Here is a 24,113-nt window from a genome sequence, read left to right on the forward strand (position 1 = left end):
CCAATTATTTAAATAAACAGTGAGATTAAACGCCCAATGACCAGCCGTCGCGGTATTTACGTTTAACAAACTGGTTGGCTTCATCGAAGTTCGTGATCTTCATGTTTTTACCATCCCACAGGAGTTTAATGTAACGTCCGGGATAGTCGAATTTGCCATTTGCTTTTTCCTTACGGATATCGTAGCTGCGGATAGCCAGGTTAGCCATGAGGATAGATTCGGTCAGCGGACCAGCGATATCGAATGGTGAACTCAGTGCTTTTTGTTTTGCACTTCCGTAACCGGCGATAGCAGCGTTAACCCACTGAACGTAGTGTCCTTCCGGTACACGGGCGATAGTTTTTGGCACTTTAACTTCCTTGGTGCGTGAAGTAGGCAGCAGTTGCGGGTTCATACCGTAAGTACCGCACATCATTTTACCTTTTGTACCAATAAAGAGGGCGCCGTTACCACCGTCGCCAAATGTTTCGTTTGGTCCCAGTTCGTCCGGACGCTCAGGCTGAATACCGCCATCCATCCAGTGCAAGGTTACTTCTTTACCGTTTTTACCAGGGAATTTCATGATTACGTGAGAAGAAGGAGGGCAGCTTTCAGGGAAGTATCCGCGGGTGAATTCACCAACGTAAACGCTACCTACGCTACACTCAACAGAAGTCGGATAGCCAAGGCCCAATACGCGGAAAGGAGGTTCAATGATGTGGCATCCCATATCGCCGATCGCGCCGGTACCATAATCCCACCAACCACGCCAGTTGAATGGAACCAGGTTATCTACATAATCTTTTTTAGGAGCGGTACCTAACCACAGGTCCCAATCCAGTTCCTGGGGAACTTCTGCGCGGGTTGTAGGCCACTGGATACCCTGAGGCCATACCGGTCTGTCGGTCCAGCAGTATACGGTATGTACATCGCCGATCGTACCGGCATTGTACCATTCCATCAGCTGGCGTACGCCATCGCCTGATGCTCCCTGGTTACCCATCTGGCTTACTACTTTATACCTTTGAGCGCCCTGGGTGAGCATACGCGCTTCCCAGATATCGTGGGTCAGGGGTTTTTGTACGTATACATGTTTGTTCAGCTGCATAGCGCCCATTGCAGCTACAGCGTGAGTATGATCCGGTGTAGATACAGATACTGCGTCGAAGTTCTTATGTTCTTTGTCGAACATTTCCCTGAAGTCTGTATAAAACTTTGCATTAGGGAATTTTTTAACCGCTTCGGCAGCCCGGCGTTTGTCAACGTCGCAAAGGAATGCTATATCAGCAGGTCCTTTAGTAAATTCGGAGATATCGCTAAATCCTTTACCACCGACACCTATACCTGCTACTCTTAAGCGGTCGCTAGGTGCCACATATCCTTTACCTCCCAATACATGACGTGGAACTATCATGAAACCTGCAGCAGCAAGTGCACTGTTTCTCAGGAATGATCTGCGGGAAACGCTGTTTTCTCCCTCATTCTTTTTTTCTGGAATCATTGATGTTAAGTTTTCTGGATTTAATTATAGTTAATAAATGTTGGCTCGTTGTTTTTAATCCCAGGTCATCAGCTTGCCCCTGTCTTCGATTTTCAGGCAGGTAGCCAATGTTTTTTCGTCGTAAGAGTAGCCATACTGTTGCAATACATCGGCGGGTACTCCATCCCATTCGTTTGGCGTATTACCTACGTAGCCCAGGTCTTTAATTCCCATTTTACTGGTAAAGAAACCGGTAGCGGTCAGATCGCGCATCCTGTTGAAAAAAGCAACACCCTGGCTGTTTTCAGGCAGGGCAGTTTCAGGGTAGGCGATAAGATCCAGCATTTCTTTACGTTGTTGTTCACTGCAATCAACGAATGCTGCATTATATCTTTTCAGACATTGGGTATCCAGCCACTTCAAGCCTCCTCTCATCGGAAGCTGGTGATCGGGAATGTCTTTCACAATAAATCCTATAAACTCCGGCACTTTGGCATCAGATGCGCTGCCTGAATGCTCATCTTTCGGGATGATCATATCTGCCAGCACGGTGATAGTTTTCATTTCGGCAGCTGTAAAAAAAGGTTCGCCCATAAGCGCCTTGTCTCTTTTTACTTCATCAGCGGTCCGCCCGTAACCGGGCATGTCGCCGGCTTTGTCTTTGGAGCCGCTTTCGCCTTTTTTATCTTCGCATCCTGTGGCGGAGATAATAGTGCCTACAGATAAAGTTCCCAGCGCCAGGGCTTTGAGGGATTCTCTTCTATCCATAATTTTAGATATTCTGTTTTTTCAACTGATCTATAATATACTCAGATGCTCTCATTGAAAGGGCAAGAATGGTCCAGGTAGGATTTTTATCCGCCTGCGAAACAAATGCTCCTCCATCCACTACAAAGAGATTCTTCACTTCATGCGCCTGGTTATATTTATTCAGTACAGAAGTTTTAGGATCATCTCCCATTCTTGTTGTTCCTACTTCGTGGATGATACGTCCCGGGTTTTCCAGGCCGTAATTGGTTTCAGGGCCTGCTTTTGTACCCAAAGGAATACCGCCCATTGCATGGATCAGTTCTTCGAAGGTATCCTGCATGTGTTTTGCCTGTTTGATCTCATGCTCGCTCCAGGTATAATTGAATCTTAATACCGGGATACCGAACTTGTCTACCACGTTAGGGTCTATCTCGCAATAATTATCTTCCCTGGCTATGCATTCGCCTCTTCCTGCAAACCCGATATAGGCGCCATAGAAACGACGGTAATCGTCTTTCAGGGAAGCGCCATATCCGCCGGCTGGTTTGGTTTTACCATCTTTACCGGGAATTCTGCCATTCAGGGTATGAATGCCAAAACCATAACCATAGGTTGGCATATGCATACCGCCGCCCAGTTCAATATGATACCCGCGGGCAAAATCCAGTTTTTTATTGTCGAGCCACCATGGGATGTAAACGTGCATCCCGCCTACGCCATCTTCATTATAGCGTTTGCGGTCCATGAGCATAGGCAGAAACCCGCCTCTCGATGATCCTGTAGAATCATGCAGGTATTTACCAACAACCCCGCTGGAATTAGCTAATCCATTCGGGTGTTTGGCTGATTTTGAATTGAGCAGCAACCTGGCAGATTCACACGCGCTGGCTGCCAGCACAACTACCCGGGCATTTACCGAATATTCCTGAAGGTCTGTTTTGTCTATATATGCGACGCCTGTTGCTTTACCCGTATCGTCTGTCAATACTTCTCTTACCATTGCATTGTCGTAAAGGTCGACATGCCCGCTTTTCATGGCAGGTTTAACCAGTACGGAGGAAGAAGAGAAGTCGCCATACACGGTACAACCGCGGTTGCATTGGCTGCAATAAAAGCATGGGCTTCTGTCTTTGTTCACACTCCGTGTAAGGATAGAAAGACGGGAAGGAATAACAGGGATGTTCAGTTTATCGCCTGCCTTTTTGATCATCAACTCATGCATTCTCGGTTTCGGAGGAGGAAGAAAGAATCCGTCCGGTTCATTCGGCAGGTTCTCTTTAGTACCGAAAACGCCGATCATTTTGTCCACGCGATCGTAGAACGGCGCTACTTCTTCATAGCTGATAGGCCAGTCGTCTCCGAGTCCGTCGTAACTTTTGTGTTTAAAGTCCCTGGGGCCAAAACGAAGAGAAATGCGTCCCCAGTGATTAGTTCTGCCGCCCAGCATGCGGGAACGGAACCAGTCGAATTGCGTACCATTTTTCTTTGTATATGGCTCTCCATCTATCTGCCATCCACCATAGGCGGCGTCAAAGTCGCCGAATGGACGGGTACTGCTAGCGCCTCTTCTGGGCGAATCGTAAGACCACTTCAGTTGAGTGGCCTGCTCAGGATCTGCCGGATCATACTTTGGTCCTGCCTCCAGTAAAGCTACTTTCAAGCCTGCTTCTGAAAGTATTTTCGCGGCCATGCCGCCACCGGCGCCGGAACCAACAATACAAACATCATAAGCCTTTCCCTGTTTTTTGATTTCGAAAGCCATGTGCGTGGAAATTTTTTGACATTTAGTAACAACACCAGTTTTAAATCTATAAATTAAATGTGAAAATGGGAAGGTTTTTTATATGAGTGTAAATAAGGACTATATTATTGGTCTGGATATTGGGACCAGCAGTACAAAATCGATTGTGCGCCGAACAGACGGTGTTACAAAAATGGTATTTCAGCAATCTTATCCCATAGAACAACCATTGCCCGGGTATAGTGAGCAGGACCCGGACCTGATCCTGGCGGCGGTAAAGCAGGGCATCAGCCGGGCGGTTGAAGAGATGGAAGGGCCGCCAGCGGCTATTTCGTTCAGCAGCGCAATGCACAGCATTATGGCTTTAGACGCCGGTGGGAAGCCTTTAACTCCCCTGATCATCTGGGCCGACAACAGGAGCGAGTCCTGTGCCGACAGGATCAAAGCGTCGCCGGAGGGCAGCCAGATCTACCGGCAAACAGGTACGCCGATCCATGCCATGTCGCCACTGCCTAAGCTTTGCTGGCTGAAGGAAGAACAACCGGGTATTTTTAGCCGGTCGGCCATGTTCCCGGGGATTAAGGAATATATACTGTACCATCTTTTAGGCGAATACTATGTTGATCACTCTATTGCCTCGGCAACGGGGATGTTTGACATTCATGCCCTTAAATGGAACGAAACGGCCTTGAAAATGGCCGGGGTAAAGGCCGGGCAGTTGCCCAGGCCTGTAAGCGCAGATCACCTGTTCCCCGGTATTTTGCCTGAAAGAGCCGTGGAACTGGGTATCCCGGCTGCTACTCCAATTATTATCGGTGGAAGCGATGGTTGCCTGGCTCAACTGGGAAGCCGGGCGATGGACCCGGGGCATGCTACGCTGACCATAGGCACCAGCGGGGCTATGCGGATGGCAGGAAGTTCGGCGAAGGTAGATGAGCGGCAAAGACTGTTCACTTACCTGCTGACAGATGATGTGTACATCAGTGGGGGAGCCACAAACAATGGAGGAGTGGTGATACAATGGATGGTTGAGCAGTTATTCCGCCTGCCTGTTCAGCAGCTGGGGGAATTGGTGCAGGCGGCCCTGGAAACGGAGCCGGACCATCTTATCTGCCTGCCCTATTTATTTGGAGAAAGGGCGCCTATCTGGGACAGCAGTGCATCTGCCTCATTTATAGGCATCCGTCAATACCATGATAACAGGCATTTTATAAGGGCGGCAATAGAAGGAATTTGCTTTGCTTTGTTGAGCATCAGGGAAGCGTTGACAGAGACCATTGGGCCGGTTAATAAAGTATCTGTGAGCGGAGGATTTACCAGTACGCCTGGTTGGATCCAGCTGCTGGCGAATATATTTGAACAGGAAATGTATTGTCTTCAATCGGGCGATGCATCTGCAGAAGGAGCTATATTGCTGGCGGCGAAGGTATTAGGATGGGAGACAGGACATTGGGAGGTACAGGAACCGTTAAAAGTTTATTATCCTGATCTGAAGCATAAGGAGTTATACCGGGAAAATTTCAGGAGATATAAGCAATTGTATGAGTTAATAAAAACAAAGCCCTGATTAACCAGGGCTTTGCGTTATTAGTTTCCTCTTTCAAACATCCTTGCCAGGTCTGTCAGCTTGAAGGAGATAAAAGTGAATTTACCTCCTGGCGCTACGTTAGGCATGCTGCAGGCAAAGAGTTCATCTATAATATTTTGCATCTCGCGGGCGGAGAGGATCTTGCCGGCGGGGATAGCGTTGTTGCGGGCCATTGACCTTATCAGTTGTTCGCGGCGGTTTACTTTCAGTTCAGCGCTGAAGTGCTTGAACTGTTCCAGGAGGTTTTCTATGGTAGCCTGGTCGTTGCCGTTGCGGATATCGGCCGGGGTGCCTCTTACAACAAACGTGTTGTTGCCGAAAGGTTCCAGGTCGTACCCGAGCGTTTGCAGGTCTGGCAGCATTTCGTTGATGATGGCTGCATCTGCGGGCGGTAACTGCAAGGTTTGAGGGAACAGGCTTTGCTGGGTTGAAATAGGCATTTCCTGGAGGGCGCGTTGATAGCGTTCATACAGGATCCTTTCGTGAGCGGCCTGTTGATCTATCAGGATGAAGCCTGATTTGATCTGGGAAAGAATATATTGTTGATGTACCTGTACGGGTACTTTCTGATCGTTGGCGGTATCTTGCCAGCGTTCATCAATTACAGAGGCAGTGGCCTGCGGCTGGGTTGTTTGGGTGTTATCGTCTTCGTCGTCGTCATCGTCGGGGATGACAGGAGAGATGGTAACATAACTTTCGTTGTTGGAGGAGGCGCTCTCGTAGAGGTCTTTCCAGTGTTTCAGGTTACTGCTGCTGCTGCTTTTATCGATCATGTGGGCCTGGTTGGCCTGGGTGAACGATTTATATAGCGGGCTGTTGGTAGATTCTCTTTGTTGTTCGGCTGTAAATGGTTTGCTTACGGCGTCGAGGGCCTGGATGTTGGGGTCCAGGTCAAAATCCAGGGTTGCGGTAACGCTGAATTGAGCCAGTGAGTGTTTAACGGCAGATTGGATAAAGGCGTACATCAGTTTTTCGTCATCGAACTTGATCTCTTGTTTGGTAGGATGAACGTTGATGTCGACATGTTCCGGGTTTACGTCGATAAACAGTACATAGAGCGGGAAACTATCTGTTGGGATGATGTCGGCGAATGCGTTCATGACAGCATGGTTCAGATAGGAGCTCTTGATGAAACGGTTATTGACGAAGAAGAATTGATCGCCCCTGGTTTTTTTGGCTGTTTCGGGTTTACCAACGAATCCGTAAACGTTCATGTAGTCGGTAGTTTCCTTTACGCTTACCAGTTTGGCGTTATAATGCTGGCCCAGGATGGCAACGATCCTTTGTTTGAGGGAACCTTTTTCGAGGTAGAAGATCTGTTGGTTGTTGCTGGTCAGTGAAAACTGGAGTTGAGGGAATGCCATTGCCACGCGGATGAATTCATCCACGATATGCCTCATTTCGGCGGTATTGCTTTTGAGGAAGTTGCGTCTGGCGGGTACGTTGAAGAACAGGTTCTTCATGGCGATACTGGTGCCTTCGGCAGTTTGGCAGGGTTCCTGCTTTTTTACGAAGCTGTTGTCGATTTCCACGTAGGTGCCGATATCGGTTCCTTTTTTGCGGGTTTTCAGTTCTACCTGGGAAACGGCAGCAATAGAGGCGAGTGCTTCGCCTCTGAAACCCATTGTGGTGATCTGGAACAGATCTTCTATAGATTTTATTTTGGAGGTAGCATGGCGTTCAAAACACATTCTTGCATCTGTTTCGCTCATTCCGCCCCCATTATCGATTACCTGTACAAGTTCTTTACCGGCATCTTTAATAATCAGTTGAATTTCGGTTGCACCGGCATCTACCGCATTTTCCAGTAATTCTTTCACTGCCGACGCAGGCCTTTGGATTACTTCACCTGCAGCTATCTGGTTCGCTATGTTATCTGGTAATAAATTGATGATATCCGCCACTTATTAGCCTTTTGCGGTAAAGTTAACAATTTATATGCAGTTGCTCGCTGATGATTATCAGGGAGTTTTAAACAAAAAATCAACGTGTTTTGTTAATTACGTCCCTGATTTGCAGTAAATAACAATCCGTGAAGCATATTCATACGTATTTTAAATATGTGAAAAAAGATACACCTGGCCAACGAAATAATACAACGATAGTGTTAATTAGAAGTTAACGAATCAAAATTATCCATATGTAGGAACCGAATCCGATAATTTTGACTGTCATGACAGATATAGAAACAGATACCAACTTTATTACCATGAAAAATCGGTGAAAACAAAATTCAATGGAAGATGAAAAAAAGAAGGGAGATATATACTCCCGAACAGATGCCAACAAAGTGAGGTTGTCGGACGAGGAGTGGAAAAAATTGCTTCCCAAAGAGGTTTATCACATTGCAAGAGAGAAAGGTACAGAATGGGCGTTCACAGGAAAATATTGGAACAACAAGGAAAAGGGAACCTATTATTGCGCTGCTTGCGGGAATCCATTATTTGAGTCAGACACTAAATTCGAGAGCAGTTGCGGCTGGCCAAGCTTCTTTCAGCCTTTACACAAATCAAGTGTGATCTATGCCCCGGACAACAGCCACGGAATGCACCGTACAGAAGTGCTTTGCGGAAGATGTAATGCACATTTGGGCCACGTATTTGATGACGGACCGCCGCCAACAGGATTACGGTATTGTATCAACTCAGTAATCATGGACTTTGAAGCTGCCAAAGACAAGGATCAGCAATACCAGCAAAAAAACAACGAAAATCAAGAAAAGGACATGCAATAGCCAACCTGATTTGCCGACTGATTGCCAACACACTGTGAGGGTTTGACCAATAAAAAGCGTAAATTTATTATCATAATGCCCCACAGTCATGAAAGTATTAAAAACGCTTGCCTGGATAATAGGAATAGTTCTCTTCATAGTTATAGTATTGATTTTAGCTGCGCCAACCAACCTGCATGTGGAGCGTACCACGGAGATCGATGCCCCCGCAACCATTGTATGGAATGATATCGTTAAGTTCGAGAAGTTCAATAAATGGAACACCTGGAAGCAAATGGATCCCTCGGCGGAATTCACCATTAACGGGGATGATGGCACTGTAGGCGCAGTTGATAACTGGCACGGTAAAAAAATAGGAGACGGAAAACTTCAGCACCTGGAACTAATTCCATATCAATCAATTGTACAGAAACTGACTTTCATCAAGCCGGTTGCTGCGGAATCTGACGTGTCTTTTCGTTTGTCGGAAGCAGCAGGCAAAACAAAAGTTGTCTGGGCTTTTACAACCCATTACGACCGCCCGTACAATATCCTGATCCTTTTTATGAAAGGAGCGCTGGAAAAGGATTTCGACCAGGGGCTGAATAACCTCAAAAGCATGGCGGAAGCAGAAGCGAAAGGGCCCGGGACGCCAGACGGAGTAGACGTATCTGTAAAAGAAATGGATTATCCTGCTACTACCTATGCTGCCATAAGAAAAACAGTCCCTTTAAGTAGGATAACCGACTATTACAGGAAGAGCATGGAAACTTTAAGCCAGCGGGCTCAGGCGGCAAAACTGCAACCGGGCGTGCCTTGCAGCCTGTTTTTTTCGTGGGATACCGCCGGCAGGAAAACGGATATGGCTTCGGCCATACCTGTGCCTGAAGGAAGCAAAGCGGCAGGAGGATTCGAAATAATTACACTCCCTTCAGCCAGGGCTGCATATGCCGATTACTACGGTCCATACACGAAAATAGCGAACGCACATGTAGCCGTGCGCAACTTCATCAAAGATAAAAACAGAAAAATAGTGCCTCCTGCAATAGAAATGTATGTGACAGACCCCCAAAAAGAAAAGGATAGCAGCAAATGGCTTACTAAAGTGATCTATTTTATGAATTAGCAGCGGGAAAAAACAGTGGTAGAAATAGTTAGTTGGCCTGGAAATACAGTAGAGTGCTTATTTTTCAGATTTGACCGGGTACCTCGTTGGTTCAAACTCAATGATCTCGTACATCGCCAATTGATATTTTTCCAACGGATCTTCACTCATAATCTCTTCTACTTCTTTCCTGCTGGAAGCATTACAAAGGATGACAGAACCGGATTTAGGCTTTCTTCGACCTGATAAGATAAATCGGCCGCTCTCGAAGTGCTTCTGCAAAAAGGCGGTATGCGCCTCCATATAGTGCTCTACAGCCGCTACTGGCCGTATATACTGTAGCATGATCAGGAACATAATGGTTTTTCTATGGTTTTAGTTGTTAGTTTCATAGCGATAGTAATAGTCTTTAAGGTATAAACATAAATAGTACCGAAATATTGTATTATGGCATCGGGAAAAAAATACGGGACATATAAGCTACAAAAATATACGTACTTTTGCACGATTGAAATACCACGATAGTGGGAGTGTCGAATGGGTAGAAGTACCGATTCTAATCAATAATTTAATTCTGTATGATGAAATCAATTTCCAAAGTTTTGTTAACCGCTCTGTCTGCAGCGGTTATTTTATCTGCCTGTTCTAAAGCCCCGGAAGAGAGTAGATTTATCCCTAAAACTGCAGGGATAGTACTTGAACTCAATGCTAAACAACTGACCACCAAGCTGGTTACCAATGGTATAACCATGGACAAGTTGTTTGAAGCTGTACAATCAAAAGATACCAGCGACGTCGCTAAAGCCTGGAAAGACGCCGAAAATTCAGGTGTGGACATGCAAAGCCACTTTTTCCTGTCAGTAGTTGCCCCTCAAGGTCTTGATCAATACGTAAGCGTAACCGCCAGTCTGAAAGATGCAGCTAAATTTGAAGCCTTCGTGAAAAAAGAAGACAATGCTGCCAATATCCAGACAAAAAATGATTTCAAATATTACTGGAAAGCTGATGATCAATGCATCGTCGGCTGGACAAAATCCACCCTGATCCTTATCAAAGGCATAGATACCGACAAATTAAAGAAATATGCCCCTGGTCAACCCGGCATTCCGGCGCCAGATGAAGAAGCAGTTGATTCTGCTGTTGCAACCCCTGCTGCCTTAACGCAAACCGATGCTGAAGGGCCATGGGTCGCTGAACTGGATCGCCTCTTCCACCTGAAAAAAGAAGAATCAGCCGCCTCTGTTGAGCCATTCAACAAACTGCTGAAAGAAAACGCCGATGCAGGCATCTACGCAAATCCTGAAGTGTTCTACAACAGCCAGACAATGGCCATGGTACCGGTTAACGTAAAGAAACTGATAGAAGGAACCTACTATGTAGCTACCATCAATTTCGAAAACGGTAAGGTTGTAATGGAAGGAGACAGTTACCTGGGTAAGGAGCTGAAAGAGATCTTCAAAAAATACGGCAGCAAAGAGATCGACTACAGCCTGGTGAAAAAATATCCTGGCGATAATGTATCCGCCGTTATAGCTTATGCTTTCGATTTCCACATGCTGGGAGACATCATTAAACTGATGAGCCTTGACGGTATGGCAAACATGGGTCTTGCACAATCCGGCGTAACCCTCGACGATATCCTGGATGCTTTCGAAGGCCAATTGGCTTATGTGGCTTCTGATTTCGCTGTTACTAAACAGGAATCACAGAACATGCCGGGCAACTTCTCCGAAAAGCCATCTGCTAAATGGATCTTCACTATTAAAGTAGGTAAAAAAGAAGCCTTCGAGAAGATTATGGCTTCTCCTATGATGAAGCAGACATTCACCAAAGAAGGCGATCACTACGTGATCACTAATCCAATGATGGCTGCTACCGTTCCGCCGGTATCCATCACCGACAAATACATTACCCTGGGTTCAGACAGCGCCCTGCTGCAAGCTTACCTGGCCGGCAACGGAAACATTAAATTACCGGAAGGCGTAGAAGGTAAACTGAAAGGCAACATGATGAGCGGGTACGTAAACCTGGAAAAAATCATCGGCAGCATTCCGGATTCGGAACTGGACAGCGATACAAAACCGCTGCTGGCTAAAATTAAAGTACTGTTCCAGGATGCTTATTTCAGCAATAAAATGAGCGGCAACGACAGGCAGCATGGTGAATTGATCGTTAACTTCAAGAATAAAGAGCAAAATAGCCTTGTTCAGATAGTTAATTTCAGCACAGAAGCGGCCAAGGTAATAAAAGCAAAACAAGATAAAGCAAACCAGGCGGTTGATTCTGCCGTAGCTGCTGAGCCTACTGACTCAGTTCAGACAGCTCAATAATCATAGTTTCTTACCAATAATAATTACGAATTATAGTGTTGTTGAAAAAGATTACTTTACAACACTGTAATTCGTAATTTTTTTGTGCATATGGAGATCCAACTCAGTCAGTTAATGCCAATTCCACTGCGGGATAAATTATCGCAAAGGAAATCGGATATCTGGAATGAAGAAGTTACTTTCAGGCCCGGCACATTTGTGAAAATCAAAGCTCCATCCGGCTCCGGGAAAACTACTTTGATCCATTATCTCTATAACATCCGCTTCGATTATACAGGACAGATACGTGTTGATAACAAACCGTGGCCGGATCATTCAAAGAATGAAATAGCCGGTATCCGCCAGCAGCACATCAGCATCATATTCCAGGATTTGAGGTTATTCGGGCAACTGTCGGCCAGCGAGAATATAGAACTGAAAAGGGTTATGATACCGCAGCCATACTGCTCCGCCGATAAAGTGAAGGAAATGGCGGCAAGGCTGAATGTTACGCATGTTTTGCAGCAATCCGGCAAAACCCTCTCGTATGGGGAAAGACAAAGGATCGCTATTATCCGCGCACTGTCACAGCCTTTCAAATGGCTGTTAATGGACGAACCGTTCAGCCACCTGGATGCAGAAAACGCCCGCCTGGCTGCCGAACTGATAGCCGAAGAATGCAAGTCCCGGCAAGCCGGTTTTATATTGACCGACCTGGACGATGATCAGCATTTTGCCTATGATGTAAAACTTCAACTTTAATGAAATTGTAGCATGCGAGAGTTTTTTCGTTTACTCAGAAAGATAATCAAAACAGGCGTTGCCAGGTCCCGGTTTGTTATGGCTGCAATTGGGCTGGGAATCGCGATGGTATTGATCCTGGTAGCTATACAGACGTACACAGATTTTAACCAGCTGTTGTATGGTGCACAGAATCAGAACGAAACAGCCGATTTCCTGGTGATCAATAAACAGATCACCAACGCAATGATGGGGCAGGCCAATAAGAGCGCTTTTTCCAAAGAAGAGATTGAACAGATCAGCAAACAACCGTTTGTTCAGTCTTTTGGCGTAGTAACTCCCAGCCAGTTTAAAGTAGTGGCCCAGGCGCCCGGCGACCTGCATTTTGCTACCGATATGTTCTTTGAAGCGGTGCCGGATAGTTTTTTGGATGTGAAGAGCGAGGACTGGAAATGGGAACCGGGAAACAATACTATACCGATCATCTTGCCTAACGACTTCCTTAACCTCTACAACTTCGGCTTTTCCCTGAGCCAGGACCTCCCGCAGATCTCACAGGAAACAGTGAAAGCGCTGCCACTGCAGGTAAATATTTCAGGCAACGGGCGTTCCGATTCCTATATTGGCCGTATCGTCGGGTTTTCTGACCGCATATCTTCCTTCCTGGTACCGGCCAGTTTTATGAACTGGGCTAATCAGAAGTATGGCGCAGGACAGGCGGCCGGCACCACAAGGGTGATCGTGAAAACCCCCGATCCATCTAACCCTAAGCTGGTTAAGTTTTTAAACGATAATGGCTATACGACAAACCTGGATAAACTGAAATTCAGCAAAACCAGGGTGATCGTTCAAACCATTGTATCCGTGGTTGGATTTTTCGGACTTGTGCTGCTTTTCTTTGCCCTGCTGGTTTTCAGCATGTTTATACAGTTGGTGATAGCTGGTTCAAAAGAAGAGATACAATTGCTGGTAACGCTGGGAGCGGCGCCCCAACAACTGCAACGCTACCTGCTGAAGCAATTCGTTCCTCTTTATGTAATAATAGGTATAGTATCATTGGTGTTGGTAGCAGCCTGCCAGTATGCAGCCTCCATCGCATTATCCAGGCACCAGATGCTGGTAGACCCCTGGCCGGGAGTTGGCGTATTTGCGGCAATAGTGCTGATCATGCTGCTGGTATACCTGGTTAACTGGCTCACCGTAAAGAAATATGTAAACAACTAGCCGTTGTTATCCGGTCGCCGGTAGGGTATAACAAAGGTAGACCTGCCTCTTTCCGACAAGCGGATATATGGTATCCATATTGCCATTTTAACCAGCGGGATAAGGATATAATACGTGCTAAGCGCATTGACCTCCGTTGGTTTAAAAAGATATGCGGCCAGCTTGTTATCCACGAAAATGAAAATAGCGGTGATAAAATAATAGGTTGCCAGCGTAAAAGGGAATGTATCGCGGCGGTTGAAGAACAGTACTGCCAGCAGTATGCTTCCTGCCAGTAAAAAGGCATGCACCATCATTTCCAGGATGAGGAACAATTGCAGAAGCGTGATATTGATACCCGTATTCAAAGCCTGGATATTTACCCATCTGTCGTAGCTGAATGCCGGAAGTTTGAAAAACTGGCTGATCTCCATCAGTGGTGAAAATACTAACCCTATTGCCAGCAGCGCAAGTCCGCCTCCAATCTGCACCGGCTCTGCAGGTTGATGCGCCGGCATAACCGAACGCTGGTAGTATAGCATAGCTCCACAGGTGAATGCGCCAAGGAAGAACAAAGCAAGTACTATCGCCAACCAGTTCGGCTTTCCACTGTTGCCTGTACTTCCCGACAGCAGCGGGTTCCAGGAAAGATCCATAGAACTGAGCTCCTTCATTCGTTTCAGGTCTCCAAAATAAGTAGGAATAAATGCAAGGGGAATATGATCGCTTAATGTTTCGTAATGATAGTTAAGCGTGAACTGCTGTTTGTTCTTTTCTATCGTATAATCGAAGACGTAATAATCGGTTTGGATATGAACCGGCGACTCATCGATCGTCCAGTCGATGGGCGTATTTACAACTATCTTGTAGTTAAGGGTGTACGGAAAGCGAAGTGTTACCGGCACCTGGCGGTCTGCCCTGGAGATGTTCGATAATATATCGTAGAACGATTGAGCGGTAACAGTGAACAGTAGTTTTCCTGTTGTACTGTCGCGCTTCCATGGGTTGTTGATAGTATAGCTTTCGGTGATGCGCAGCGTATTCTTTTGTCCTACGGTATCCTGGATAGTAAGAGAATCCTTGATCTTCACATCTCCGTATAATTTCTGGTAATAGTTCAGGAAAGATTCGTCTTTACTTTCTACACTGACGCCGGCCAGTTCTGCGCGTTGATCGTCGGCGTTTTGTTTGTTGAAATCTGTAACTACAGCGAGGTGGCCCTCTTTATACTGTTGATCAGGCAGCGTGAAAGTCTCTTTAATATTAACACTTCCGCGATTGGTAATAACAATAGGAGTTAGCCGGGTAGTGGTATCGGAAGCTACCAGGGCCACCTGGAAGTCTGGTTCACACAGATCGTCCAGGGACCCGCGCTGCAAACTGACAGTGCCATCCAGCCAATATACCTTGTTCCGGAAATTCACCTGTACAATAACATGGTTAAAAGCGCCGGGCCCGGGCAACATTTCTTTTACCTTTCCTTTTGCTTCGGTGTTTACATAGGCTATTCTCGCGTTAATACCATAGTGCCTTAACATGGTGCAAAGCAGCAGGGCTTTGTCTTTACAATCGCCGAAGCGCTGAGTGAGCACTTTATCCGGGGAATTTGGTTTGTGAGAATATTCACCCATTTCTATCCCCATATACCTGATATCATCTTGTACAAAGCGGAGTGCTTGCAGGAGATATTTTGCCGTATCTCCTTTAGCGGCTTGTTTAAGTGTACTGATCTTTTGCAGCAACAGGGGGCCGGGCGTATAATTGCTGTTCACTTTTTCTGCCCACCTGGCAACCTCCTGCCAGTTTTGATATTCGCTGACCTGTATATAATTATAGGAATTGTACCAGGATGGCAGATAGCTGTAATTCTCCGGTTCTCTTATGCTTACACTGTTCCATTCGTATACTGTGCGGTTGTTGATCATTCTCTTTACGGGGTCGCTGGCCTTGTTGAATTTTTTGAAGCTGATATTCCTGCCGGCGGGGATGATCAGGTTCTTGTAATAGTTTAGGATAGGTTCATAGGCAACGAAATAGATACGATGGTCTGTTTTGCCATTGAAGATGGGGTTATCGCCAATTATGGAATAGGAATACTCTATCTGGTCTCCTTTCCTGATGTCTTCTAAAATGGAATAGGCAGTATAGATGCCGCTATATATAAACCTGGAGAGGTCCTGTTCTTTCTGGAGCTGTTTGAAGGAAGATGAGGCGAGGCGATTGATAACCTGGCCGTCTCTATGGATGAGGATACTGTGAAATACGAGTTTTTCGTACTGTGGGTCGTAGTCTACGGAGATTTCCGAACCATTTTGTATGCCTGTTTCTGAAACGATCTGCCTGATGTAATGATAATAGGTAGCGTGCTTCTCTTCATCTCTTTGTTCTTCCAGCAATAGCAAATAATAGCCGTCGCTAATATTTTTGATATTAGGTTTCTTGGAGAGGTCTGGTTTATATTCAACCAGCCAGTTGGGGGCGGGGCCGATATTTACTTTTTGTGCGCTGACAGGGAACGATATGAATGCCAGGAGCATTAAAAATATTGTTCTCAATGTCACTATGGTGATAGGGCGATACATATTACATAAGTTATACTCTCCCGGTTGAGCCGGGAGAGCAGAACTCTAAATTAAGGTTGTTTTTCTACAGTTAACATATATACGGCGAAGGAAGCCAGCCAGTGTTCGCCGGCGTAGCTGCCGCTGAAGATCTGTTGCAGACCGGCTTCCCTGTGTTTATGAGCTAAGGCCAGTATTGCTTCCTGGTTTTTGCCGGCGGCTTTTGCGATTCCTTCCAGGCACCATGTTCTGCTTAAGTTCAAACCGTCCAGGTGTACAAGTTTGCCGTCGGTTCTGTCTTTAACTGTTGCCACGTTAAAGATCTTAATATCTTTTTCGAACAGGCCGGGTAAGAACTGGTAGAGCCACTGGCGGTATTCGGCAGCCGGAAGCACCCTGCGCATCAGGTCTGCTTCCTCCAGGCTTGGAGAAAGAAAATCATAGCCTCCCGGTTCGTAGGTAACAGGGGCATTTTTGTCTTTACTGTAAAACCGGATAGCCGCATCATGAATAGCTTTCTTCAGCGCTTCATCGTTGCATTGCTGTGCATAATCCCATGCCAGGCATAATCCAAAGGCCAGGTTGGTATGTTCTCCAACCCTGATAGGGTAAACCAGTTTATCCAGGAACTGGATATAAGCTGACGAGAATTGTGAAGCCAGCGGTTGCAGGTTTTCGCTGAGTGATTTTCCCAGCGGGTCGTTCCAGCTTTTTAATTCGCTTTGCAGTTGCAGCAGCCAGCTCCAGCCGTAAATACGCTCGAAGCTTTTGTTGTCCGCGTTCTTAAAAAGTTGTTGTTCTATTTTGATGTTTTCGGCGGAAAGATGTTGTGCGAGTTTTGCCCTGATCTCCTCTGCCCTGTTAAGATTGGGATAGATCTTTAAAAGACGCACCAGCATCCAGTGCCCGTGAACGCTGCTATGCCAGTCGAAACAGCCATAGAAGGCGGGGTGATAGTTCTTAGGCGCTCCCAGCAAAGAGCTGTCGGTAAAGACAATTCCTGTTTTATATGGAAATTCGAGTTCCAGGCATTTTAATGGCAGTGCAGCCAGTTTATTGGCAATATCCAGGTTTAAAGTGGTTGGAGATTGTTGTGCATGCATGGTAACCGGAAGTAATAAACTAAATAATAAAAAGCGTTTAAAACGGTTCATTGGCGTTATCTGTTAAATAATAATTTGATATAGAACATTGGCTGGCTAAGCTTTTTCCGGAGGTCGACCTCATGGAACATGCACGACATCAGGTCCCTGATCTGCTGGTTGCGTGTACCAACTTTCATCAGCGTGTTGAATAACCACGGGTATTTAACAAGCTTCTGCAACTTGGTGCTGAGTTGAAGCTCCGGGCCGAGGATGCGGTAAACTTCATGATCGTATTTTTCAAAGAAAGCGTCAGAGAAGTCGTTTGCTTCGATGGCAGCAGCAGCTTGCTGGGCGGCGATGCGGCCTGAGTAAAGGGCGTTGCCTATACCTTCGCCGGTAAAAGGATCTATCAGGTATCCTGCATCTCCAACGAGCATATACCTTTCCCCATGCAGTTTTCTTTTCTTGCTGCCCAACGGAAGGCCGTATCCGTCGATCGTGCCTGTTAACGCAGCGTTTTTGAAGCGTTCTTTCATGACAGGATCTGTTGCAATAACATCCAGCATGAGCTGCTTCAGGTTAACCTTCCTATTGCGGGCGTTGTTACTGAGCAAACCTACCCCAACATTGGCTTCGCCATTTGGGAGAGGGAAGATCCAGATGTAACCGGGGAGCATTTTTTTCAGGAAATGCAATTCGATAAAGTTATCAGGATGCATGCCTGTAACGCCTTTATAATAGGCCCTTATGCCAGCCACATAATGCTGCGGTTCCATTTTAATACCGGCAACGTCTTTTGTAAACCCGCTATGGGCGCCATTGGCAACAATAACAACACTTGCTTTTATCTGTACCTTATTCTCCTTGTCAGAGAGGTAATAACCATCTTCCTTAAGCTCGTATTTATCGATATTCACTCCTTCAAGCAACCGGATCTCGGGCCGGCGTTTTACTTCTTCTACCAGGAAGTTATCGAAATCGATACGTTTGCATACAAATCCCCGGGGGTTGGTTTTGTTGTTCTCATATCCAAGCCGGTAGGGGATATCCATCCCGATACGGTTAGGAGCAACAAAGGTTACGCCCCAGCTATCGGTCTTAAACATGGCTTGCTGCAACCGTTTCCCGATTTCCGGATCGATCCTTTCAAGCAGCGTTAAAACCTTTCCGCTAAGGCCGTCGCCGCAGACTTTATCCCTGGGAAAAACGGCTTTATCTACAATAATACATTCGATTCCAAGCTGTGCCAGTTGCAGGGCGGCAGTAGTTCCGCCGGGGCCGGCGCCAATAATACAAACTTTTGTTTCCATTTAATGGTCAAGATAACGTTAGGACAGTAAGTTACTTCAGGAAAGGCATAAAAGAGAATTTCTCTAACTTGTCTAATAACTTATCTTTGCCCTTCCATCTTTAAAATCAAGAATTTATGTTCGATATATTTGGAAAGATATCACAAATCAAACAAAAGTTAGCTGAAGGAAAAGAGAAACTGGCTGGTATAACCCTTTCTGGGGAAGCAGGCAATGGCGCTGTTAAAGTAACCGTTGATGGCAATCGCCAGGTAAAAAGTATAGACGTTGCGGCAGATCTTTTGGCGCCTGATAAGAAAGAGGAACTGGAAGACCTGCTGTTAACCGCTTTAAACAGGGCGTTGAAAGAAGGTGAAAATGCCTGGGAAGCGGAAATGAAGAATGCTGCAGGCGGTATGCTGGGCGGTTTGTTATAAGAACACCGGGAAATTGCTTTTTGAGACAGCCCTTTTTATACGATGAGGCGGTAATATTTATTATTATCTTTATGTTTTAGATCATAAGATTATGCGAATTTTACCTTTGTTTGCCTCCTGCATTCTATTCATCTCCGGTTGCCAGTTCTTCAAACCAAAAACTGAGGAGACCAGCACAGTTGTTCTTACCGAAGCGACTATCTACGATAAAGACCTGGTTTTACAGGCAGCCAGATCGCCGAAAGACAGTAAAGAAGCCGATAAACTGTTCCTGAAAGCAATAGACGAATACCGGAATGCGCATAAACCTCAAAAAGGCATTGAGTTGTTTGTTAAATCGGCTATCCTTACACCGCAAGCCAGGACTTACTATGAACTGGCCAACGCGTTAATGGATGTTAAAAAAGAGAAAGAAGCTATCCGGGCATATACTATTGCAGAAGCATTGGATTATAAACCACTGTCTAAACTCTTCTTCAATAAAGCCTGCGCCTATTCCAGGGCGGAAAATGCAGATTCGTCTTATTATTACCTGATGGCAGCAATTGAATTCGGGTACAGCAATCTTAAAAATGTATTGAAAGATCCCGACCTGGCGTTTTTGAGAGATCACAGGTACGATCTGCACAGTGAAATAATGAATGCCATGTCAGGGGTATCGGATCCTGAGAAAGTTCAATGGCAGCTATTCAGCAACCAGTTCAAGCCCGTTCATTTCCCATGCAGGATTGATACGGAGTATGTATCGAAACTGGACCGCAACCAGATCATTTCTTATGAATTCGAGGTATATGTAACAGAGATGAAGAGAGATAAATTCACCAGGGATGTGGGTAGCGAGTTTTATTATGTAGGACTCGTAAAAAATGATTCTACTTTCAAGTCATTGATCTATGCTGTGAATGAAGAAGTGTATGAAGAGCAGGAGGCAAGGCCATACTATTACCTGGTTAGCTATACCAATAGCGGGAAGTTGATTGATAAAATGATGATTGCAGGCCAGGAAACCCTCAAAGATCCTTTCAGGGTAGCTACATTAAATGCAAACGGCGATATTGATGTAGTTGAATATACCAATCAATGGGAAAAAGACCCTGAAAAAGAGGGATATGAGAATAACAAGGTACTTAGCAGGACTGAAGCAGGGAAGAAGCGGTTTTACATTTCGCCTGACGGGCATATTTTGCCGAAAACACAGGAACTGGCTATCCGGTAGGGCCTAACATTCTTTTGATCAATATCTTTTTAAAAAATAATTCTGCCAGGAGCAGGTTGATCGTCCAACTGGTCCAGGCAACGATGACATAGGCTTTAAAAGGAGTGATGTTGAAATGCATCACTCCTATAATAAGCGTAAAAAATCTCAGCGTCAGCGCCGACAAGGTTAGCGCATAACTTCGCATCATCCATGTAAGATGCAGATCCCACCGCCGTTTTTTAGCGTATATCCATCCCAGTAAGGTGAATGCAAACCAGAGAACAGAGAGAAGCACAAAGCTTATCCGTCCTACGATTCCACCATTTGCATAGAATCCCATTATCAATCCCGCCGGGGCGCTGAAAAACAGGATAACCAAGATGTATATCTTTCCCAAGGTTCTGTGAATGGCCGGTCTGTTTAACATCAGCCATTTGGAGAACTGGAATAATCCCGCTACCAGCACTATTGTGCTGACAAACACATGAACATAAAAACTGGCGCGCCAGTGCACCAGGTGATATACCCGTTGCTTGGTACGAAGGAAATCGGTGTACCTCTCAAAGGCAGCGTAAGGAATGGTCAGCCGCAGCATCAACCACGACCCGTAGAGAATTACCAGGGCCAGGATAATCCAGCCAATATTGCGGGTAATTGTTCTGAACATTAGAATACGGGTAGGAAATGATAATCTTCACCATGAATGCCGATGGGGTAATGATAGTTGTCGTCTTTCTGGTCGTTATATTCAAACACGAAATCGCTTTGTTCAGGCAGGATGTCATTCGCTTTCCAGGTCACCCGTATAGTACTGTCATTTTCTTTTTGATAAGAGCCTTTAAGTGTGATCAGTTGGTCGGCATAGGTGCTATCCGTGATACGTTTGTAGAGCTTCAGCTCACAGGAGCCATCTTTCTGGAAATGAAGTTCGCTTTTGCTGGCGCTGTAGTCAACAAATACAAAGTCGAATGTCGGATCATTAAAAAATCCTTCTTCTTCAGACGGAGTAATTTTTTCCAGTTTGAAATTCTTTTCGGCGTACCTGGTGTTATTTGCTTTCCAGTTGCCGTCGCATTGGGAGAAACCGGCATCGAAAGTAAGGGTAAAAACGCCATCCAGCGGATGATCGCCGGGTTCGGCGAGGGTAACTATCCAGTTATTGTTTTCTTTTCTGGCGGTGCCATGTATGTTCCTGCGCAGGCCATTGTGGATATTATATCCGCCTACGTCTTTACCGTTGAAGAAGTTAAGATTGATATATATGACACCGTTTCCGAAATCGGCTTTATAGACATTGATCAGGTTCTTGAATGCGCTGCTGTCGGTAGCTGCAACTGCAATGGTATTGTTTTCAGGTTTACCGGAATGACAGGCAAACAGGAACAGTACGGCGAATGAGAGTAAAACAAAAGACTTCACAGGGATTAGTTTTTGTAAATATAAATAATTCATTAATCGGAGGTCACGTCGAATATCAGCAATTTGGTGTTGGAAATGCCTTCCAGTTTCAGATAATAACGACTGATATCCACTTTTTCCGGGAAGTGTTTCAGGGCTGCTACCTTTTCGTAGATGAAGGGAGACGATGCATTTTTCACATATTGTTTGAAAGACGTTAGATCCGTATTGGGAAAGCGTTTTCTTTGTTCCGGCGAATAAGATTTGCAAATAAAAAGGTTAGGGGCTTCCGGAGAAAGCTTTTCCCAATCGCTTTGAAAATGTTTATAGCCATTGAATACGGTTCCGTTCACTGAAACGCTGGTTTCATAGCGTTGCGAGGCAACAATATTCCGGGAATTCGAAGAGGTGATGGTGAGCATTTGTCCTTCAATGGAATGTTTTGGATGCAGGAAAAAGTACAGGGTATCAGGGCGGAGTTCAAGGTCATTGCGTTTGTTGTCGGCCTGGATCCAGTTAAGGGAAAAGTAGCAGTCGCCAAACCTGATATAGGTAGTGGTGTCCTGGTATAGGATACTTGTGGCGTTGGATGCAATTTTTGAGGGAGAAGAGGCAGGGGGATCAACCAGTATCATGGTATCTATCTGGACCGATCGTTCTTTTTTGGGTTTCGCTACCTCCTTGCAGGCAGCCAGTGTCAGCAGGGAGGCAGCAATTAAAAACAGAGATTTCATTGGGTGTCGGGTATTTAGCCCCCGAAGGACCGAATTCAATTATTCAGGTTGGGCGGTGTTTTTAGAATCAACCGGTTTGTTCAGGGCTTCCCACAGCATATCTTTCAGTTCTGTAAGACCCTGGTTGGTCACAGATGAAATAAAAACATGCGGAACGTCTTCCGGTAATTCTTCGGCAATAGCGGCTTTGAGTTCGTCGTCGAGCATGTCGCTTTTGCTGATGGCCAACAGGAATTGTTTATCCAGTAGTTCGGGATTGTATTGTTCTAGTTCATTTACCAGCACTTCGAATTCTTTTCTATGGTCGGCGCTATCGGCTGGAATGAGGAATAATAATACGGAGTTTCTCTCAATATGTCTCAAAAACCGGTGGCCCAATCCTTTTCCTTCATGGGCGCCTTCAATGATTCCGGGCAAATCGGCGATACAGAAAGATTTATTGTCGCGGTACGCTACCATTCCCAGTTGTGGAGTGAGGGTAGTGAATGCGTAGTCGGCTACTTTTGGCTTGGCGGCAGTGATAGTAGAAAGGAGGGTGGATTTACCTGCATTTGGGAAACCAACTAATCCCACATCTGCCAATACTTTCAGTTCTACTATTTTCCAACCTTCTTTACCTGGCATACCTGGTTGGGCATACTCGGGAGTTTGGTTGGTAGGTGATTTGAAAAAGGCGTTGCCTTTACCTCCTTGTCCGCCAGGCAACCAGATCACTTCCTGGCCGTCGTAGAGGATTTCGGCTTCTACTTCACCTGTTTCTTCATCCCTGGCCTGGGTACCGAGGGGTACTTCAATGATAATATCTTTTCCGAAACGCCCGGTACAGTTATCTCCGCTTCCGTTTTCCCCATCTTCGGCCAGCAGGTTTTTATGCCAGCGCAGGTGAAGGAGGGTCCATAACTGGGCATTTCCTCTCAGGATCACGTGCCCGCCACGTCCGCCATCTCCGCCGTCAGGACCAGCCTGTGCATTGAATTTAGTGCGCATGAAGTGCATGCTGCCTGCCCCGCCTTTACCAGAACGACAAAATACCCGGATATAATCTACGAAGTTCGCTTTTTCCACAGTTTCGGTGTTGTTTCTACTAAAAATAAAACGCAAAGATCGTGAAGTTTAGCTAATTAGCACAATTGTGCCGCTAGCATGACTTACAATCTTTGCGTTGATATAAGTTTAGGTAAATTATACTGTCTGGCCTATTAATTCGTCCAGTTCGTTGGACAACAGGTCAAATACTTCAGCTTCAGTACCGTCGCCTTTAATTTTCTTGAATTTGCCAAATTTTGCATAGTGATCAGCAACCGGCGCTGTTTTGTTGTGGTATTCCACGATCCTGGCTTTTACCACTTCTTCAGAAGCGTCGTCAGGTCTGCCGGAAGTTAAACCCCTGTTCAGCAGGCGTTTAATTAATGCATCTTCAGGTACTTCAAGGGATAAAACACTTGAAATAGCCGTTTTCTTCAATGCCAGCAATTTATCTAGCGCCTCTGCCTGGGCAGTGGTACGAGGAAAACCGTCAAATATAAAACCACGTGCATTTGGATTAGCATCCAGTTTGGAGCTGATCATTCCAATCACCACTTCATCGGGTACCAGGTGACCCTGGTCCATGAATTTCTTCGCTTCCATACCTAACGGAGTCTTTTCACTGATCTCGCTGCGCAACAGGTCGCCTGTCGACAGGTGGATAAGTCCGTATTTCTGGATAATATTAGCACTTTGTGTACCCTTGCCACTACCGGGAGGGCCAAATAAAATGAGATTGACCATGTTTTATTAAATCTACTTTACTCGCAAGATTG

21 protein-coding genes are annotated in these 24,113 nt (G+C 45.7%); 8 read left to right on the plus strand and 13 right to left on the minus strand.

The genetic code is table 11. The features are described from left to right. Window positions 1-25: 25 nt before the first annotated feature. From BLV62_RS17975 to BLV62_RS17985, 3 genes are read right to left on the minus strand one after another with little or no spacing between them, the layout of a single operon-like run. Complete coding sequence (locus tag BLV62_RS17975) at window positions 26-1,480, minus strand: Gfo/Idh/MocA family protein (protein ID WP_089763353.1); 1,455 nt, start codon at window positions 1,478-1,480, stop codon at window positions 26-28. Between the two features lie 54 nt (window positions 1,481-1,534). Next, a complete protein-coding gene (locus tag BLV62_RS17980; protein WP_089763354.1) occupies window positions 1,535-2,227 on the minus strand; it encodes a gluconate 2-dehydrogenase subunit 3 family protein in 693 nt (230 codons plus the stop codon). 4 nt (window positions 2,228-2,231) lie between these two features. Then, complete coding sequence (locus tag BLV62_RS17985; RefSeq protein ID WP_089763355.1) at window positions 2,232-3,971, minus strand: GMC family oxidoreductase; 1,740 nt, start codon at window positions 3,969-3,971, stop codon at window positions 2,232-2,234. Between the two features lie 82 nt (window positions 3,972-4,053). On the opposite strand from BLV62_RS17985, the gene BLV62_RS17990 reads away from it, so the two are divergent. Next, the gene (locus BLV62_RS17990; protein ID WP_089763356.1) at window positions 4,054-5,517 is read left to right on the plus strand and encodes a gluconokinase; all 1,464 of its coding nucleotides are present in this window, start codon (window positions 4,054-4,056) and stop codon (window positions 5,515-5,517) included. A gap of 20 nt (window positions 5,518-5,537) precedes the next feature. Here the strand turns inward: BLV62_RS17990 and mutL are convergent, their stop codons facing one another. Next, complete coding sequence (gene mutL / locus BLV62_RS17995; RefSeq protein ID WP_089763357.1) at window positions 5,538-7,442, minus strand: DNA mismatch repair endonuclease MutL; 1,905 nt, start codon at window positions 7,440-7,442, stop codon at window positions 5,538-5,540. 332 nt (window positions 7,443-7,774) lie between these two features. Between mutL and msrB the strand changes: the two genes are divergently transcribed. Continuing rightward, the gene (msrB, locus tag BLV62_RS18000; RefSeq protein WP_089763358.1) at window positions 7,775-8,272 is read left to right on the plus strand and encodes a peptide-methionine (R)-S-oxide reductase MsrB; all 498 of its coding nucleotides are present in this window, start codon (window positions 7,775-7,777) and stop codon (window positions 8,270-8,272) included. An 88-nt stretch (window positions 8,273-8,360) separates the two neighbouring features. Then, window positions 8,361-9,377: an SRPBCC family protein gene (locus BLV62_RS18005; protein ID WP_089763359.1), complete on the plus strand. Its 1,017-nt coding sequence runs from the start codon at window positions 8,361-8,363 to the stop codon at window positions 9,375-9,377. A gap of 57 nt (window positions 9,378-9,434) precedes the next feature. Here BLV62_RS18005 and BLV62_RS18010 read toward each other — a convergent pair whose 3' ends face one another. Next, window positions 9,435-9,701 (minus strand): YciI family protein, encoded by a 267-nt coding sequence (locus BLV62_RS18010; RefSeq protein ID WP_258522436.1) that lies wholly within the window; start codon window positions 9,699-9,701, stop codon window positions 9,435-9,437. Between the two features lie 233 nt (window positions 9,702-9,934). On the opposite strand from BLV62_RS18010, the gene BLV62_RS18015 reads away from it, so the two are divergent. The 3 genes from BLV62_RS18015 to BLV62_RS18025 all read left to right on the plus strand — a co-directional run bounded on the left by BLV62_RS18015 (window position 9,935) and on the right by BLV62_RS18025 (window position 13,630). Then, window positions 9,935-11,686: a DUF4836 family protein gene (locus BLV62_RS18015; protein WP_089763361.1), complete on the plus strand. Its 1,752-nt coding sequence runs from the start codon at window positions 9,935-9,937 to the stop codon at window positions 11,684-11,686. Window positions 11,687-11,776: 90 nt separating this feature from the next. Next, on the plus strand, window positions 11,777-12,427 hold the full coding sequence (locus tag BLV62_RS18020; RefSeq protein ID WP_089763362.1) for an ATP-binding cassette domain-containing protein: 651 nt from the start codon (window positions 11,777-11,779) through the stop codon (window positions 12,425-12,427). 12 nt (window positions 12,428-12,439) lie between these two features. Continuing rightward, entirely contained in the window at window positions 12,440-13,630 is a 1,191-nt protein-coding gene (locus BLV62_RS18025; protein ID WP_089763363.1) for an FtsX-like permease family protein, read from the plus strand. On the opposite strand, the gene BLV62_RS18030 is transcribed toward BLV62_RS18025, so the two are convergent. From BLV62_RS18030 to BLV62_RS18040, 3 genes are read right to left on the minus strand one after another with little or no spacing between them, the layout of a single operon-like run. Further along, entirely contained in the window at window positions 13,627-16,191 is a 2,565-nt protein-coding gene (locus BLV62_RS18030; protein ID WP_089763364.1) for a DUF3857 domain-containing protein, read from the minus strand. The genes BLV62_RS18025 and BLV62_RS18030 overlap by 4 nt on opposite strands. Window positions 16,192-16,241: 50 nt before the next feature. Next, entirely contained in the window at window positions 16,242-17,324 is a 1,083-nt protein-coding gene (locus tag BLV62_RS18035; protein WP_225889629.1) for a DUF2891 domain-containing protein, read from the minus strand. A gap of 5 nt (window positions 17,325-17,329) precedes the next feature. After that, window positions 17,330-18,565 carry an NAD(P)/FAD-dependent oxidoreductase gene (locus BLV62_RS18040; RefSeq protein WP_089763365.1) on the minus strand — a complete coding sequence of 412 codons (1,236 nt, stop codon included), beginning with the start codon at window positions 18,563-18,565 and terminating at the stop codon, window positions 17,330-17,332. 116 nt (window positions 18,566-18,681) lie between these two features. Between BLV62_RS18040 and BLV62_RS18045 the strand changes: the two genes are divergently transcribed. Both BLV62_RS18045 and BLV62_RS18050 read left to right on the plus strand, forming a co-directional pair. Beyond that, window positions 18,682-18,981 carry a YbaB/EbfC family nucleoid-associated protein gene (locus BLV62_RS18045; RefSeq protein WP_089763366.1) on the plus strand — a complete coding sequence of 100 codons (300 nt, stop codon included), beginning with the start codon at window positions 18,682-18,684 and terminating at the stop codon, window positions 18,979-18,981. Between the two features lie 91 nt (window positions 18,982-19,072). Next, window positions 19,073-20,197 (plus strand): TPR end-of-group domain-containing protein, encoded by a 1,125-nt coding sequence (locus BLV62_RS18050; RefSeq protein WP_089763367.1) that lies wholly within the window; start codon window positions 19,073-19,075, stop codon window positions 20,195-20,197. On the opposite strand, the gene BLV62_RS18055 is transcribed toward BLV62_RS18050, so the two are convergent. From BLV62_RS18055 to BLV62_RS18075, 5 genes are all read right to left on the minus strand, one after another. Further along, window positions 20,187-20,846 carry a DUF2306 domain-containing protein gene (locus BLV62_RS18055; protein WP_089763368.1) on the minus strand — a complete coding sequence of 220 codons (660 nt, stop codon included), beginning with the start codon at window positions 20,844-20,846 and terminating at the stop codon, window positions 20,187-20,189. The genes BLV62_RS18050 and BLV62_RS18055 overlap by 11 nt on opposite strands. After that, window positions 20,846-21,598, minus strand: coding sequence for a hypothetical protein (locus BLV62_RS18060; RefSeq protein ID WP_139170258.1), 753 nt, complete (start codon window positions 21,596-21,598; stop codon window positions 20,846-20,848). Before BLV62_RS18060 ends, BLV62_RS18055 begins: the two co-directional genes overlap by 1 nt. A gap of 32 nt (window positions 21,599-21,630) precedes the next feature. Next, entirely contained in the window at window positions 21,631-22,311 is a 681-nt protein-coding gene (locus tag BLV62_RS18065) for a hypothetical protein (protein ID WP_089763370.1), read from the minus strand. A gap of 39 nt (window positions 22,312-22,350) precedes the next feature. Then, complete coding sequence (gene obgE / locus BLV62_RS18070; RefSeq protein WP_089763371.1) at window positions 22,351-23,376, minus strand: GTPase ObgE; 1,026 nt, start codon at window positions 23,374-23,376, stop codon at window positions 22,351-22,353. A gap of 117 nt (window positions 23,377-23,493) precedes the next feature. Then, window positions 23,494-24,081, minus strand: coding sequence for an adenylate kinase (locus tag BLV62_RS18075; protein ID WP_089763372.1), 588 nt, complete (start codon window positions 24,079-24,081; stop codon window positions 23,494-23,496). Between the last annotated feature and the right edge of the window lie 32 nt (window positions 24,082-24,113).

This window comes from Chitinophaga terrae (ex Kim and Jung 2007), from assembly GCF_900107795.1.
Lineage (GTDB): Bacteria > Bacteroidota > Bacteroidia > Chitinophagales > Chitinophagaceae > Chitinophaga > Chitinophaga terrae.